At 65.0% G+C, this 15,837-nt stretch carries 14 protein-coding genes; 6 read left to right on the top strand and 8 right to left on the bottom strand.

The window, feature by feature from the left end:
- Positions 1-66: 66 nt before the first annotated feature.
- Entirely contained in the window at positions 67-1,443 is a 1,377-nt protein-coding gene (locus FFS30_RS06020; protein ID WP_137912164.1) for a glutamate--cysteine ligase, read from the top strand.
- A gap of 11 nt (positions 1,444-1,454) precedes the next feature.
- Here FFS30_RS06020 and FFS30_RS06015 read toward each other — a convergent pair whose 3' ends face one another.
- From FFS30_RS06015 to FFS30_RS05985, 7 genes are all read right to left on the bottom strand, one after another.
- Positions 1,455-2,462 (bottom strand): DUF4325 domain-containing protein, encoded by a 1,008-nt coding sequence (locus tag FFS30_RS06015; protein ID WP_249352199.1) that lies wholly within the window; start codon positions 2,460-2,462, stop codon positions 1,455-1,457.
- Positions 2,463-2,578: 116 nt separating this feature from the next.
- Positions 2,579-4,843 carry a M3 family metallopeptidase gene (locus FFS30_RS06010; protein ID WP_137912162.1) on the bottom strand — a complete coding sequence of 755 codons (2,265 nt, stop codon included), beginning with the start codon at positions 4,841-4,843 and terminating at the stop codon, positions 2,579-2,581.
- Positions 4,844-4,911: 68 nt separating this feature from the next.
- Positions 4,912-7,080, bottom strand: a complete 2,169-nt coding sequence (gene dcp / locus FFS30_RS06005) for a peptidyl-dipeptidase Dcp (protein ID WP_137912161.1) — start codon at positions 7,078-7,080, stop codon at positions 4,912-4,914.
- Positions 7,081-7,251: 171 nt separating this feature from the next.
- A complete protein-coding gene (locus tag FFS30_RS06000; protein ID WP_249352197.1) occupies positions 7,252-7,599 on the bottom strand; it encodes a hypothetical protein in 348 nt (115 codons plus the stop codon).
- Positions 7,600-7,632: 33 nt separating this feature from the next.
- On the bottom strand, positions 7,633-8,994 hold the full coding sequence (locus FFS30_RS05995; RefSeq protein WP_212742411.1) for a hypothetical protein: 1,362 nt from the start codon (positions 8,992-8,994) through the stop codon (positions 7,633-7,635).
- A 9-nt stretch (positions 8,995-9,003) separates the two neighbouring features.
- On the bottom strand, positions 9,004-9,693 hold the full coding sequence (bioD, locus tag FFS30_RS05990; protein ID WP_137912158.1) for a dethiobiotin synthase: 690 nt from the start codon (positions 9,691-9,693) through the stop codon (positions 9,004-9,006).
- Positions 9,690-10,421 carry a TMEM175 family protein gene (locus FFS30_RS05985; RefSeq protein WP_171014444.1) on the bottom strand — a complete coding sequence of 244 codons (732 nt, stop codon included), beginning with the start codon at positions 10,419-10,421 and terminating at the stop codon, positions 9,690-9,692. The genes bioD and FFS30_RS05985 overlap by 4 nt, the downstream gene beginning before the upstream one ends.
- Positions 10,422-10,533: 112 nt before the next feature.
- On the opposite strand from FFS30_RS05985, the gene FFS30_RS05980 reads away from it, so the two are divergent.
- A complete protein-coding gene (locus FFS30_RS05980; RefSeq protein ID WP_137912156.1) occupies positions 10,534-11,025 on the top strand; it encodes a GAF domain-containing protein in 492 nt (163 codons plus the stop codon).
- Positions 11,026-11,041: 16 nt separating this feature from the next.
- On the top strand, positions 11,042-11,476 hold the full coding sequence (locus FFS30_RS05975; protein WP_137912155.1) for a TfoX/Sxy family protein: 435 nt from the start codon (positions 11,042-11,044) through the stop codon (positions 11,474-11,476).
- 39 nt (positions 11,477-11,515) lie between these two features.
- Here FFS30_RS05975 and FFS30_RS05970 read toward each other — a convergent pair whose 3' ends face one another.
- A complete protein-coding gene (locus FFS30_RS05970; protein ID WP_137912154.1) occupies positions 11,516-12,097 on the bottom strand; it encodes a TIGR00730 family Rossman fold protein in 582 nt (193 codons plus the stop codon).
- Positions 12,098-12,371: 274 nt separating this feature from the next.
- Here FFS30_RS05970 and FFS30_RS05965 point away from each other — a divergent pair, with 274 nt between their 5' ends.
- The 3 genes from FFS30_RS05965 to FFS30_RS24180 all read left to right on the top strand — a co-directional run bounded on the left by FFS30_RS05965 (position 12,372) and on the right by FFS30_RS24180 (position 15,568).
- Positions 12,372-13,664 carry a nucleotide sugar dehydrogenase gene (locus FFS30_RS05965; RefSeq protein WP_283235192.1) on the top strand — a complete coding sequence of 431 codons (1,293 nt, stop codon included), beginning with the start codon at positions 12,372-12,374 and terminating at the stop codon, positions 13,662-13,664.
- Positions 13,665-13,762: 98 nt separating this feature from the next.
- Positions 13,763-14,770, top strand: a complete 1,008-nt coding sequence (locus FFS30_RS05960) for an NAD-dependent epimerase (RefSeq protein WP_137912153.1) — start codon at positions 13,763-13,765, stop codon at positions 14,768-14,770.
- A gap of 153 nt (positions 14,771-14,923) precedes the next feature.
- Positions 14,924-15,568: a C40 family peptidase gene (locus FFS30_RS24180; protein ID WP_249352195.1), complete on the top strand. Its 645-nt coding sequence runs from the start codon at positions 14,924-14,926 to the stop codon at positions 15,566-15,568.
- Positions 15,569-15,837 lie beyond the last annotated feature (269 nt).

Below are 15,837 nucleotides of genomic sequence, written 5' to 3'. Positions count from 1 at the left end.
GTCTCCGGTCGCTAGAATCGAATAGCGGCCGCGTTCGGCCTCCCTCCATCCCACGCACGCGAACTCATGTCCGGACCCAGCGCGGTAAAAGAAACCCCGATCGAAAGCCGCGACCAGCTCGTGGAGTACGTCGCGTCCGGCGCGCGCACGCCCGAGGCGTGGCGCATCGGCACCGAGCACGAGAAATTCGGTTTCCGCCTCGACGACCTGCGTCCGCCGACATACGAGGGCCCGCAAGGCATCGGCGCGATGCTGCAGGGCCTGACGCGCTTCGGCTGGGCGCCGATCAGCGAGACCGTGGACGGTGCGACCAATGTCATCGCGCTCTCGCGCGGCGATGGCTCGATCACGCTCGAGCCGGCCGGCCAGCTCGAGCTTTCCGGCGGCCAACTGCGCACGATCCACGAAACCTGCGAGGAAGTGACCGGCCATCTGCACGAGGTCAAGACCGTCGCCGACGAGTTGCGGCTCGGATTTTTCGGCATGGGCTTCCAGCCGAAGTGGACGCGCGCCGACATGCCGTGGATGCCAAAGGGCCGCTACCGCATCATGCGCGACTACATGCCCAAGGTCGGCAAGCTCGGCCTCGACATGATGACGCGCACCTGCACGGTGCAGGTCAACCTCGACTTCGCCGACGAAGCCGACATGGTGAAGAAATTCCGCGTTTCGCTCGCGCTGCAGCCGATCGCGACCGCGTTGTTCGCCGACTCGCCGTTCACCGAAGGCAAGCCGAACGGCTATCTCTCCTACCGCTCGCACATCTGGACCGACACCGATCCCGACCGCACCGGCATGCTCGATTTCGTCTTCGACGACGGCTTCGGCTACGAGCGCTACGTCGACTACCTGCTCGACGTGCCGATGTACTTCAGCTATCGCGACGGCAAGTACCTCGACCTCGCCGGCAAATCGTTCCGCAAATTCCTCGCCGGCGACCTCGCCGAGCTGCCGGGCACCAAGCCGACGATGAAGGACTGGGCCGATCACATGACCACGGCCTTCCCCGAAGTGCGATTGAAAAAGTATCTGGAAATGCGCGGCGCCGATGGCGGCCGCTGGGGCCGGCTCTGCGCGCTGCCGGCGTTCTGGGTCGGCCTGCTCTACGACCAGACCTCGCTCGACGCGGCCTGGGACTTGGTCAAGGATTTCAGCCTCGCCGAACGCCACGCCCTGCGCGACGGCGTGCCGAAGCACGCGCTCAAGCTGCCGTTCCGCGGCGCCACGGTGCGCGAACTCGCGCGCGAAGCGCTGAAGATTTCCGGCCAGGGCCTCGCGCGGCGCAACCGCCTCAACGCGACCGGCGCGACCGAAGCCGTCTTCATCGAGCCGCTGATCGAATATGTCGAAGCGAACCAGACGCCGGCGGAGCGCAAGCTCGAACTGTTCCACGGGCCGTGGCAGGGCAGCGTCGATCCGCTGTTCGGCGAGTTCGCTTACTGAGCCGCTGCAAATCAGAGAGAGTTGGCCGCCGTTTCGTCTCGCGCGACTTCGGCGCGTCGAATCATTTGCTGCACTTCGGGAACGGCGTGCGTTGCGATCAGTTCCACTTCCGGGTGCGCCAAGGCGAACACGCGGAATATTTCGTCGGCAAATGCCTGACCGATGGTGAGAATGCCCTCGAAGTCGAAGACGACGTGACGAAATTTTTCCACCCGTTGCAGGACGCGCTTGGCTTGTGAGCGCGACACCAGATTTTCGTCGCCGATTTGCACCAGACGCACGGGAACGATGGTCTTGGCGAAAGCATAGTCATCGGGGCCGCTGGAATACTCTTTGAACACTTCGCTCGCGGTGCGCGTCGAGGTGGTACTGATCGCCATGCGAACCAGAGTGCCTGCTTTGGGCGCCGAGTCGATGTCGATCAGCATGTCTGTGCGCTTTTCCGCGTGATCGAATGCCAATCCGCCCGAGATGATCTGGAAATCGTCGAACATCCGCGAGGTGAAGAACACGCCCTCGCCGGAATGCCGCTGCGGATCGGTGGTGAACTTGCCCTTGGACAATTCCAGTAGCGCGAGGCGTTCATCGGGCAGTTGCAGCGCGCGTGAAATCTTGCGGAAGATGCCGATACCGTCGTCGGCGACCGTGAGGGACAAGTGACCGTCGCGAAGGTCCATGCCGACGATGATCGACGTGGCATCGGAATGGTCGATCGCGTTGTTGACCATCTCGGTCACGCCGTGCTGCGCGATGTCGAGCACGTTTCGCGGCACATCACGCAACAGTGGAAGGAGATTTTCCTGCCACACGAGATGTTCGGCCAGTCCTTCGCGTCGATAGGTGTGCTCGAAGCGTCGATTGTGTCCGAGGCTATAGGTAGGACGTGTCGATCCCGCCTTTGCCAGATAGCCTTGCGCGACCAGCGAGCGCACTTCGTTGGTAATTCTTGCGCTCGATAAGCCCAGTTGCGCGGCCACCATGCCCACCAAATCGCGCGGATGGCTGGCGACCGCCTGCAACAGGGCGGTTTCGATTTCCTTGGAACGGCTCGGTCTGGCCATTCCTGGATTCTAAAATTAAACCCCGTTATTCGCTAGTTAAGTGTGGGAAATTCAAAAATTAAGAGCGCCTTGAGTTAGCGGGTCTTTGCCGCCGGCTTCAGGCCCCGCACTTCGAGCAGTGGCTCGACGCTTGGGTCGCGGCCGCGCCAGGCGCGGTACAGCGCGTCGGTTTCCTGAGTGCCGCCGCGCGAAAGAACCATGTCGCGGAAGCGCTGGCCGTTCTCGCGGGTCATACCGCCGTGTTCCTTGAACCAGTAATAGGCGTCGTCGCGCAGCACGGCGGTCCACAGGTAGGCGTAGTAGCCGGCCGAGTAGCCGCCGCCCCAGATGTGGGCGAAGTAGCTGGTGCGATAGCGCGGCGGCACGAGCGCGTAGTCGACGTCGTACTTCTTCAGCGCGGTGCGCTCGAAGGCGTCGGTGTTGTCGACGATGGTCAGCGAGCGCGGCAGGGTATGCCAGGCCATGTCGAGCAGGGCGGCGCCGAGATATTCGGTGGTGGCGAAACCCTGGTCGTACATGCCCGCCTCGCGGATGCGCGCGGCGAGCGCCGCCGGCATCGCTTCGCCGGTCTTGTAGTGCTTGGCGTAGTTGGCGAACACGCTCGGCTCGTCGGCCCAGTGCTCGTTGAACTGCGAGGGGAACTCGACGAAGTCGCGCGGCACGCTGGTACCGCCGAGCAGCGGGTACTTCACGTTCGAGAACATGCCGTGCAGCGCATGGCCGAATTCGTGGAACATCGTGATCACGTCGTCGCGGCTCAGCAGCGCGGGCTGGCCCGGCGCGGGCTTGGTGAAGTTGCAGGTGTTGGTGATGACCGGCTTCTGCTCGAGCAGGGTCGACTGGCCGACAAACGCGGTCGCCCAGGCGCCACCGGCTTTGTTGTCGCGCTTGAAGTAGTCGGCGTAGAACAAGGCGATCGAGGTGCCGTCTTCATCGAACACTTCGAACACGCGCACGTCGCGCTGGTAGACCGGAATGTCCTTGCGTTCCTTGAAGGTCACACCGTAGAGCTTGTTCGCGGCGAAGAACACGCCGTTCTGCAGCACGCTGTCGAGTTCGAAGTACTGCTTGATCTCCTCGGCGTCGAGCTGGAAGCGGCTCTTGCGCACCTGCTCGGCGTAGTAGTCCCAGTCCCACGGGCGCAGCGCGCCGCCTTCCTTCTTCGCACTGGGCGAGTAGAACTTCAGATCCCAGGGCTTGAACTGGATGCCGTCCTTCTTCGCGATCTTTTCCATCTCGCGTGCCTGGTTCTTCGCCTTGTCGACCGCGGCCGGGACCATGTCGGTCATCAGCTTGATCGCCTTCTCGGGCTTCTTCGCCATCTGGTCGTCGAGCACATAGGCCGCCCAGGTGTCGTAGCCGAGCAGCTTGGCTTTCTCCGCGCGCAGTTCGGCGGTGCGCGTGATGGTCTTGCGCGTGTCGTTGTCGTCGTAGCGCTCGGCGCGCAGGATCGACGAGTTGAACAGCTTCTCGCGCGTGTCGCGCTTCTGCAGCGAGGCGAGTGCGGGCTGCTGCGTGGTGTTCTGCAGCGGGATCACGTATTTGCCGGGCGTCATGCGCGTGCGGCCGGCTTCAAGCGCGGCGGCGAGATCGCTTTCCGACAGGCCGGCCAGGTCGGTCTTGTCGTCGGCGACGAGAGCGCCGGCCTTGGTCGCGGCGAGCAGCTTGCTGCGGAACTCGGTCGACAGCGACGACAGTTCCTTGTTGTAGTCGCGCAGTTTGCCCTGGTCGTCGGACGACAGCTCTGCGCCGGCGCGCACGAACAGGCGATAGTAGCGCTCGAGCAGACGCGACGATTCGGCGTCGAGGCCGAGCGTATCGCGCTTGGCGTAGAGGGTCTTCACGCGCGTGAACAGCTTGGCGTTGAGATAAATCGCGTCCTGGTGCGCGGCGAGTTTCGGCGCTTCTTCTTTTTGCACGCGCTGGAGGACGTCGTTGGTGTTCGCCTGCGCGAGCGCGGAGAACACGCGGCTCACGCGTGTCAGCAGCGCGCCGGACTTTTCCATCGCGACGAGAGTGTTGTCGAACGTCGCCGGTTCTTTGTTGTTGGCGATGCGCTCGATTTCGGCGATCTGACGGCGCATGCCTTCTTCGATCGCGGGCTGGAAATCGCCGTCGCGGATGCGGTCGAACTGCGGCGCCTCGAACGGCAGGGCGCTCTTTTCGGCGAACGGATTGCCCGGCAGCGGGTCGGTGATATCGCTAGCGATGGCGCTGTCTTTGTCTTTCTTTCCGGCGGCTTTATCGGCGGTATCGGCGGCGGGCTTGTCGGCCACGGTCGAGCAGGACGCGACGAGGACGACGGTCAAAGCGGCAAGGATCGGACGGATGCGGAACATGGATTGCCTCGGCTGAAAAACGTCGCGCCGCAGAGCGGCGCGACGGTGTGTTGCGTGGTGGCGGAAGTTTACTTCGACTTGTCCGCTTTTGCCGGCTTCAGGCCGCGCACTTCGAGCAGCGGCTCGACGCTTGGATCGCGGCCGCGCCAGGCGCGGTAGAGCGCGTCGGTCTCCTCGGTGCCGCCGCGCGAGAGAACCATGTCGCGGAAGCGCTGGCCGTTCTCGCGGGTCATGCCGCCGTGTTCCTTGAACCAGTAGTAGGCGTCGTCGCGCAGCACGGCGGTCCACAGGTAGGCGTAGTAGCCGGCCGAGTAGCCGCCGCCCCAGATGTGGGCGAAGTAGCTGGTGCGATAGCGCGGCGGCACGAGCGCGTAGTCGACGTGATAGCGCGTAAGCGCTGCAGTCTCGAACTTGTCGACGTCCTGCTTCGTGCTGTCCTTCGGCAGGCTGTGCCAGGCCTGGTCGAGCAAGGCGGCGCCGAGGTATTCGGTCGTGGCGAAGCCCTGGCCGTAAGTGCCGGCCTTCTTGATCTTGGCGACCAGTTCGGCCGGCATCGGCGCGCCGGTCTTGTAGTGTTTGGCGTAATTGGCGAACACGCTCGGCTCGTCGGCCCAGTGCTCGTTGAACTGCGAGGGGAACTCGACGAAGTCGCGCGGCACGTTGGTGCCGGCGAGATACGGATACTTCACGTTCGAGAACAGGCCGTGCAACGCATGGCCGAACTCGTGGAACATGGTGATCGCGTCGTCGTGGCTGATCAGCGCGGGCTGACCGGGCGCCGGCTTGGTGAAGTTGCAGACGTTGAACACGACCGGACGCGTGCCGAGCAAATTGTTCTGATCGACGAAGCTGTCCATCCACGCGCCGCCGGACTTGTTGTCGCGCTTGAAGTAGTCGGCATAGAACAACGCCATCGACTTGCCGTCGGTGTCGAACATCTCGAACACGCGCACGTCGGGCTGGTAGACCGGCAGGTCGTGGCGCTCCTTGAAGGTCACGCCGTAGAGCTTGTTCGCGGCGAAGAACACGCCGTTCTGCAGCACGCTGTCGAGTTCGAAGTACTGCTTGATCTCGTTCTGGTCGAGATCGTAGTTTTTCTTGCGCACCTGCTCGGAGTAGTACTGCCAGTCCCACGGTGCGAGCTTGAAGCCGCCCTTCTGCTCGTCGACCAGTTTCTGCATGCCTGCGGCTTCGTCCTTGGCCTTGGCGACGGCCATCGGCACGATGTCGGTCATCAGCTTGATCGCGTTCTCGGGCTTCTTCGCCATCTGGTCGGCGAGACCGTAGTCGGCCCAGGTCTTGAAGCCGAGCAGGTTGGCTTTCTGCACGCGCAGTTCGGCGAGGCGCTGGATCGTCGCGCGCGTGTCGTTGCCGTCGCCGTGTTCGGCGCGGTCGATCGAGGCCTTGAACAGCTTCTCGCGCGTGGCGCGGTCGGCGAGCGATTCCTGCGCCGGCTGCTGGGTCGTGTTCTGCAGCGCGACGACGTACTTGCCGTCTAGCTTGCGGTTCTTGCCCGCTTCGAGCGCGGCGGCGAGATCGCCGTCGTTGTAGCCCTTGAGCTGCGCCTTGTCGTCGACGACGAGCGCGCCGGCCTTGGTCGCGGCGAGCAGCTTCTGCTGAAACGCGGTCTGCAGTGAAGACTCTTCCTTGTTGAGGTCCTTGAGCTTGGTCTGGTCGGCCGCGGACAACTCGGCGCCGGCGCGGACGAAGGCGAGGTGATAGCGGTCGAGCAGGCGCGACGATTCCGCGTCGAGGCCGAGTGCGGCGCGGCCTTCATAGAGCTTCTTCACGCGCGCATAGAGCTTGCCGTTGAGGAAGATCGCGTCCTGGTGCGCGGCGAGTTTCGGCGCGTAGTCTTCCTGAATCTTCTGGATGTCGTCGTTGGTGTTCGCCTGGGCGAGGGCGAAGAACACCTTGGACACGCGCGTCAGCGTCTGGCCGGTGCGTTCGAGCGCGACGATGGTGTTGTCGAAGGTCGGCGCTGCGCTCTGGTTCGCGATCGTCTCGACTTCGGCGATCTGCAGCTTCATGCCTTCGTCGAAGGCCGGCGCGTAGTCGCTGTCCTTGATCTTGTCGAACGGCGGCGCCTGGTACTGCAGCGTGCTCGCGGCGAAGAACGGATTGACCGCCTTGGCGGCATCGGCGCTCTTGGCCGGCTCGGCGGGTTTCTGCGGTGGCTGCGCGTGCGCGCTGAAGGCGATGCTCATGGCGAGGACGATCGGTCGAAGTCGAAGCATGGAAGAATTTCCCCGTACAGGATGGCGGTGAAAAGGAAGGCGCTCGTGCGGGCGCGAGGCGAACGCGCAGCGTAGCGATGTTGCGGTGCGGCGGGCATGTGCCGTTTTTCCTATCTGCTCGGCGAAGCGCGCGGCCGGGCCCGACCGCGCTTCGATTCTGTGAGCGCGATCTCAGGCCGCGCTGACGTCGCGCAGAGTCCAGTGCGCGCCGATCAGCAGGCCGAGGCGATGCTTTATCACCGCGTGCGGCAGCGAGGTGACGATCTTCACGTCGCAATGCAGATCGGATTGATGCGCCTCGACCACGGCCTGCGCATCGCTCGCGCCAAGCAGCGGATCGACTGCGTCCGGATCGGGCTGCATCGAGCGCCAGCGCTCCCACAATCCCGGCTCGCGCAAGGCGGCCTGCAATTCGGTGGCGAAGCCTTCGGCCGAACCGCCGGTGTACGACAGCGTGGGAACCTGCCCGCGCGCTTTGGCAAGATCGGGGACGACGATGAAGAACGCCTGCTTGGACATGGGCAACTCCTTATTTCCGGCGAAGCCCCAAGTCTACCAGTTCGCCTGTTCCCGGCTTCTGCGCGCCTGTGCCGTGCTAGCGAGCGCAAGCGCGGCGCCGATCATTGCGGCGAGGCAGGTCCAGCCCAAGTAGCGCAGTTCGGCCGACGGTGCGATCAGCGGCAGCGGCGCGGCGTAGGCGAGACCGCTCGCGAGCACGGCGAGCGCTGCCTGCGCATTCGCTTGAGTGCGCCGGCGCCAGGCGACGGCGAAAGCGAAGAGGCTTATTACAAGGTACGGCCACGCCGCGAGCGCGACCGTATCGCGCAGCGCTTCGGCAACGCGGATACATGCGGCGTGCAGCGGCGAGTCATTGCGAGCCACCGGCGGGTTGTCGCCGAAGTGGATTTCCTCGTCGACGTAGACGAGTTCGTGCGGCCACGCACGCGGCTTGCTGCCGAACAAGGCCGCGGTCAGACGCAGGCGATGGGCAAGGTAAGCGCGCGGATGCGCGGTGATCGCTTCGGGCCACGCTCGGAGCAGCACCGCCGGAGCCGGATCGGGCGGAAGGAAGTACGGCCCGATCACGCGGCCGTGCGTCGTGGAGAAAATCGGCACGTTGGTGTAGGGCGCGTAGGCCGCACGCAGATCGTCGAGCGTCAGTTCCGGCCTGCGCACCGGCGCGGGCAGCAGCACTTCGTCCGCTTCGAGCGACATGCCGGCGAGATCCCAGATCGCGGTCGCCGGCCAGATCGGCACGCGTAGTTGCGCGGACAGCACGCTGAGTCCGCCGATCGCGTTCAAGCCGAGGCACAGCGCGACCACGGCGCCGACGAGCACGCCGCGTTTGCGCCGCGGTTCGATCGCGCGCGGTTCGAGATGCAGCCAGACGGCGTAGGCGACCAGCGGCAGCAGCGCCGGCAGGGCGTTGTGGCGCAGGGTCGCGGCGATGGCGAGCGCGATCCAGAACGCGATCAGCCAGCCCGCCTGTTTGTCGTCGCGCCAACGCAGCAACGCGCCGACCGCGAAGGCCAGCGTGGCGAGCAGCAACACGTCGCTCCACACATGCGCGAGCAACACGAAAACCACCGGTGCGAACGCGGCGACGAGCATAAATGCGATGCGCGCAGCGAGCGAGCATTCGAGTGCGCGCGCAATCAGCGTCAGACCGCTCCACAACAGCGTGAGCTGGATCAGGAACGGCGGCGCTGGTCCGCTCCAGATCCTGTCGGTCAACTGCCACAGCCAGCGCAAGCCGGCACCGTAGATGTTCGTGCTCGGCGCGCCGCGCGCCTGCGACCAGATCACCGCGCTGTCGTAGGACATCGCGCCGGGGTAGTAGCACGCGGCGACGAAGACGATGCCGGCGAGCGCGACCCAGGCCAGCGGCCACCACGGTCGTGATGCCGAGGACATCGCGCTCATTCAGCGCAGCAGCCGGTCGCAGGCCGCGCCGAGATACGCAGCGAGCGCGGCGGGATCGGGCGCGGTGTCGTGTGGCAGCACGCCGAGGCACGGTGCGCGCAGGCGTTCGCCGAGCGTGGCGAGATTGTCCTCGCGCCGTGCCATCTGCGCATCGATGCCGCTGCCGATCCAACCGACCAGCTCGATGCCGTCGGCTTCGATCGCGCGTGCGCTGAGCAGCGCATGGTTGATGCAGCCGAGGCGCAGGCCGACGACGAGGATCGCCGGCAATCCGAGCGCGCGCGCCAAGTCTGCCTGCATCAGGCGCGGACCGAGCGGCGCCATCCAGCCACCGACGCCTTCGACGACGGCGATGTCGGCATTCGCGGACAACGTGGTGAACGCGCTGCGGATGCGCGCGACCTCGATCTCCACGCCCTGATCGGCCGCGGCAAGGTGCGGCGCGATCGGATCGGCGAAGGTGTAGGGATTGACCTCGGCGTAGGCCGGCTTGCCCGCACCGTGCGCGAGCAGCAGTTCCGCGTCGGCATTGCGCAGGCCGGCCGGTGTGGACTCGCTGCCGCTGGCGATCGGCTTCATGCCGACGGCGCGCGCGCCGCGCGCGTTGAGCGCGGCGAGCAGGCTCGCGGAGACGAGACTTTTGCCGACGCCGGTATCGGTGCCGGTGATGTAGACGCTGGAATGTTTCATAGGTCGGAGGGGGACAGGCGTGCGAACGCGATGCGCGAGCGGCTGCCCGATATCCACGCGGTAAGAGCGGTCAGCACGTAGACGAAACCGGGCAGCGAGAACTCGAAGACGTTGCGCATCGGCAGCCAGCGCGCGAGCGCGATCGAAAGCAGGCAGACGGCGACGTGTCCGATCCAATCGTACATGCCCATGCGCGTATAGATGCGTTCGCCCGCGTCGAGGCCGATGCGCTCCGCGCAGCGCAGCGCGTGCGCGTGCAGCAGGACGAAAATCGCCGCGACCGCGGCAAAGCCGCAGCCGAAAACGGTGTAGGCCGCGCGCAGTTCGTCGATGGTGTCGAGCGGGGCGACGCTGCCGTCCGACAGCCAGTTGCCGCTCCAGCCGAGCAATGCCTGGGCGAACAGCACGCGCATCGGATAGACGAAGACCAGCACGACGAAGACGAGGGCCAGGCTCAGTGTGACCGTCGGCGTGTCTTCCAGGTCGTAGTAGCGGCTCCAGTTGCGGTGCGCGAGCCAGATGCGCGCGAGCAGGAGGAAGCAGACCGCGAACGTCGGCAGGCCGTGCAGCGCGCGCAGCATTTCGGGCACGGAACTCGGAATATGCCCGACCGCGATCACGACCAGGGTGATCGCAAAAGCGAACGAGGCGTCGACGAAACTTTCCAGCCGCGATGGTTGGTGGCGGCGGATGCGCATCGCATTTTTCAGAGCGGGCGAAGTCGGCATGGGGCGGCTCGGCGCGGACGAGGCGGCAGCATAGGCGCTGACAGGCGCAAAGCAAAGTCGGCGCCGGAGTGGGGCGCTGGAGTAGAATGGATCGACTTTGACGAGCCCGCCCATGTTCACCGCTGCCGCACTTCAATCCGCAAGCAAATCCGAGCAGTACGCCGAACTCGCCGAGCAGGCGCACGGTCTGCTGCACGGCGAGCGCGACCGCATCGCCAACGCGGCGAACTTCGCCGCGCTCGTTTACGGCGCCTTGCCCGACCTCAACTGGGCCGGGTTCTATTTCTTCGACGGCAGCGAACTCGTGGTCGGCCCGTTCCAGGGCAAGCCGGCCTGCGTGCGCATCGCGCTCGACAAGGGCGTCTGCGGCGCGGCGGCCACGACGCGAACGACCCAGGTCGTGCGCGACGTGCATGCGTTTCCGGGGCATATCGCCTGCGATGCGGCTTCGCGCTCGGAAATCGTCGTGCCGCTCGTTGCCGACGGCAAACTGATCGGCGTGTTCGACGTCGACAGCCCCGAACTCGCGCGCTTCGACGACGACGACCGGGCCGGCATGGAGACGTTGGCGAACATTTATCTGCAGTCGCTGCTCGGCGATTGAAACAACAGGAACGGCGATGGCAGCGAAAGACACCGCAGGAAAAATCCGCAACGTCGGGCCGAAATCGGCCGCGTGGCTGCGCCAGGTCGGCGTGCGCACGCAGGAGGACCTCGTCCGCCTCGGCGCCGTGGAAGCGTTCATGAAGGTCAAGCGCGCCGGCTTCCGCCCGAGCCTGAACCTGCTCTACGCACTCGAAGGCGCGCTGGTCGATTGCCATTGGGCCGACCTGCCGGACGAACGCAAGGCGGCCTTGCTTGCCGGCGCGGAAGCGGCCGAAGCGGCCAATCCGATCAAGACGCGCTGGCAGAAGCAGGCCGACCGCAGCGCAGGCGAATCGCAGGGAGCGAACACGTCGAGCGAGGAAGGCGAGGCGCATTCGTCGGGGTTTCTCGACGACGCCGATGGCGCGTCGCACTCCGGTGGCGACGGCGCCAACAACCGCTTCGACTGAATGCGTTCCCTTCTCCCGCGGAGAAGGGAGGAAATCGAGTTAAGCCTTCACCGCCGCATGCGCGCGCGCATCCTCGCGCCAGCGCGGCGTGGCACGGGCGCGCGGCAGCGCTTCGGCGACGGTATCGACCAGCGACCACATGTCCAGATGTTCGGTATTCATGAAGCGCTGTTCGATCATCTGGCGCATGAACGCCTGCAGCGGCGTGTAGAAGTCGCGGATATTGAGCAGCACGATCGGATTGAAGTAGATGCCGAGGCGCTTGAGCGTGATCGCCTCGAACAGCTCTTCGAGCGTGCCGCTGCCGCCGGGCAGGGCGATCACCGCGTCGGAGCCGGTCAGCAGCTTGTGCTTGCGCTCGCGCATGTCCTCGACGACTTCGAGATTGGCGACGCCCGGATGTTGCCACTCCACTTCGGTCATGAAGCGCGGAATAATGCCGATCACCTCGCCGCCCGCGTCGAGCGCGCCGTCGGCGAGGGCGCCCATGAGCCCGACCGCGCCGCCGCCGTAGACGATCTGGCACTGTTCGCGCGCGAGCGTGGCGCCGAGTTCACGCGCCGCGTCGATATAAACGCGGTCGCAGTAGCGGCTGGAGGCGGCGTAGACGCAGATGCGCATGGAGGTTTCCGATCTTTCGAGGCGGCGCATTCTACGCGTATGCTGCGCGCGACCGAAGGTGGTTCGTTTATTCGTGCGCGTTCGATCGGTTGATGGAACGGATCGAACAGCTTCAACGACGGAGAACGCAGAGAACATAGAGAGCGGTTTCAATCTCCCTCTTGGTTTTCTTTCTCTGCGTTCTGTGTACTTCGTGGTTCATTCTGCAAACGCTTTTCCCGGCTCAGCTATAAAGGGAACAAGCATGGTTCTAGCCAATTCTGGAAAAGTTTCGATGTCCGACGCCGCCGTGCCCCAACTCGCAGAAGCCAAACTCGCCGTGATCGGTCTCGGCTACGTCGGCCTGCCGCTCGCCGTGGCCTTCGGCCGCAGCCGGCCGACACTCGGTTTCGATATCGACGCTGTGCGCGTGGACGAACTGCGCCGCGGCCACGACCGCACCGGCGAAACTTCGCCCGATGAACTGCGCGCCGCAGCCAAGTTGAGACTGAGCATCGATCCGGCCGACCTTGCCGGCAGCGACGTCTTCATCGTCACCGTGCCGACACCGATCGATGCGGCCAAGCGACCCGATCTCGGCCCGCTGCAGGCCGCGAGCCGCGCGATCGGCCGGGCGATCCGCCGCGGCGGCGTGGCGATCTTCGAGTCCACCGTCTACCCCGGCGCAACCGAGGAAGTCTGCGTGCCGCTGATCGAGCGCGAATCGGGCCTCAAGCACAACGTCGACTTCTACACCGGCTACAGCCCCGAGCGCATCAATCCGGGCGACAAGCAGCGGCGGCTCGAAAATATTCTCAAGATCACCTCGGGCTCGACACCGGCCGCGGCCGAATTCGTCGACGCGCTCTACCGCGAGATCGTGCACGCCGGCACTTACCGCGCGCCGAACATCCGCGTCGCTGAGATGGCCAAGGTGATCGAGAACACCCAGCGCGATCTCAACATTTCGCTGATCAACGAGATCGCCCTGATCTGCCATCGTCTCAACCTCGATACGGCCGACGTGCTCGCCGCGGCGGGGACGAAATGGAACTTCCTGCCGTTCCGGCCCGGCCTGGTCGGCGGCCACTGCATCGGCGTCGATCCGTACTACCTGACGCACAAGGCGCAGGAAGTCGGCTATCACCCCGAGGTGATCCTGTCCGGGCGGCGCATCAACGACGGCATGGCCGCGCACGTGGCGCAGCGCGTGGTCAAGCTGCTCGCGCGCCGGCGCATCCACATCGCCGGTGCGCGCATGCTCGTGCTCGGTCTCGCCTTCAAGGAGAACTGTCCCGACCTGCGCAACACGCGCGTCGCCGACATGATCGCCGAGCTGGCCGGCTACGACGCGCAGGTCGATGTCTACGATCCGTTTGCCGACGACGACGAGGCGCGCCGCGAATACGGCATCGAAATGTTGTCGCGGCTCGACGGCGAGAAATACGACGCGGTGATCCTCGCCGTCGCGCACACGCTGTTCCTCGAACTCGGTGCCGACGGCATTCGCGCCTTGGTCAAGCCGGGCGGCGTCGTGTTCGACGTCAAGCAGGTGCTGCCGCGCGAGGCAGTGGACGACCGCTTGTGAGCACGCGTTGCGCGTAGGGCGCGATTCGTCGCGCCGGGTTTTGCGCGGTTGAGATAAAGTACGCGGCGCGATGAATCGCGCTCCTATCGAGAAATCCCATGCGTGTACTGGTCACCGGCGCGGCCGGCTTTATCGGCGCGGCCCTGAGCGAGCGCCTGCTCGCGCGCGGCGACGAGGTGTTCGGCTACGACAACCTCAACGACTACTACGATCCGGCGCTGAAACAAGCACGGCTCGCGCGGCTGACGCCGCAGGCGAATTTCCGCTTCGTCAAGGGCGCACTCGAAGACCGCGATGCGGTCGATCGCGTTTTCGCCGAGTTCGTGCCGCAACGCGTGGTCAATCTCGGCGCGCAGGCCGGCGTGCGCTATTCGCGCGAGAACCCGCGCGCCTATGTCGATTCCAACCTAGTCGGTTTCATCAACATTCTCGAAGCCTGCCGGTACGGTGGCGTCGAGAACCTCGTCTACGCCTCGTCGAGTTCGGTGTACGGCGCCAACCGCAAGCTGCCGTTCTCGGTGCGCGATGCGGTCGATCATCCGGTCAGCCTCTACGCGGCGACGAAGAAGGCCAACGAACTGATGGCGCACACTTATAGCCATCTCTACGGCCTGCCGACCGTCGGCCTGCGCTTCTTCACCGTGTACGGGCCGTGGGGCCGGCCGGACATGTCGCCGTTCCTGTTCGTCAGCCGCATTCTCAAAGGCGAGCCGATCGAAGTGTTCAACCACGGCGACCACTCGCGCGACTTCACCTACATCGACGACATCGTCGAGGGCGTCGTGCGGACCTTGGACAAGGTGCCGTCGCCCGATCCCGCGTTCGATCCGCTCGCGCCGAATCCGGGCACGTCGAGCGCGCCGTATCGCGTCTACAACATCGGCAACAACCAGCCGGTGAAACTGGCGCGCTACATCGAAGTCATCGAGGAGTGCACCGGGCGCAAGGCCGAGAAGATCCTGCTGCCGCTGCAGCCGGGCGACGTTCCCGACACCTATGCCGACGTCGAGGAGCTGACGCGCGACACCGGCTACACGCCATCGACGCCGATCGAAACCGGAATTGCGCAATTCGTCGCCTGGTATCGGAACTACTACCGGGTGTGACTGCGATTTCCATCACTCTTCTGTGATCGAGTGGTTGTTTTACCACCAGCGTTCTTGAACTGAACGGTTTATTAACAGAATCCGAACAAGTCGTTTGCTAGGGTCGCCCCTTCGTTTGTCGCTCCACCGTCCGCTTCAGGGGGAACACCGACCATGTTGCAAACTCGAATCGTCCGTTTTGTCGTGCTCGCTTTTGCCGTAGTCGCGCCGATTTCGTCGTTTGCCCAGGTCCAGGTTTCCCCGTCTCCCGCAGCGCGCTCCGCCGCGTTCTCGCTCGATCAAGTCGTTCCGCAGTACCGCCCGTTCGTAGCGGCGCCGGTCGCCGTACGCGTGCCGCTTGCCGCCAAACCGGGGCTCGATACCGACGCGGGCTTCGCCGCGACGATGGAACAGGTCATCGAGCGCGCGATCTACAAGACCCCGCGCAAGCGCGTCGCCGATTTCGCCATGACCCTGCGCGACATCCGCTATCGCCGCGCCGGCCGCGATCCAGACACCGGCTTCGACTGCTCGGGCTTCACCCACTACGTCTACAGCAAGACCTACGGCCTCGAACTTCCGTACGACGCACCGAGCCAGTTCCACAGCGGCGACAAGATCGGCCGCGACGAACTCAAGGTCGGCGACCTCGTCTTCTTCGGCGTGCGCAATCGCATCACCCACGTCGGCATCTACATGGGTGAAGGCCGCTTCATCCATTCGCCGTCGCCGGGCAAGCGCGTCCGCGTCGACGAACTCGCCAGCCCGTACTGGGCCAAGCGCTGGGCCGGCGCGCGCCGCGTTCACGTCACGGTCTGACGTTTTCCTTGCGGTGTCTTCCGCGCGCGGCGCGGGGGGCTCTTCTCTCCTCTGTAACGCCTTCTGATTCTTCGCGTTCTGCGTTGAGTTAGGCGCTGACTTGGCGCTGCCGTTGCCTGTTTCTGGTGAATATTAGTTTCGCTAATGTCGATTGGGCGATTGGCGCACGGCTGTCGCCGCGATGGCGGCGGTAGCCGCAGTTGCCGACGGGGCGTCGTAGAACGCGATTCCTCGCGCCCCCGTGTTGCTTCTTTCGCTCGTCATTCCTG

The organism is Rudaea sp. 3F27F6, from assembly GCF_005503555.1.
GTDB lineage: Bacteria > Pseudomonadota > Gammaproteobacteria > Xanthomonadales > Rhodanobacteraceae > Rudaea.
Note: the sequence above shows the minus strand (reverse complement) of the source record. Positions and strands in the feature narration are given on the sequence as shown.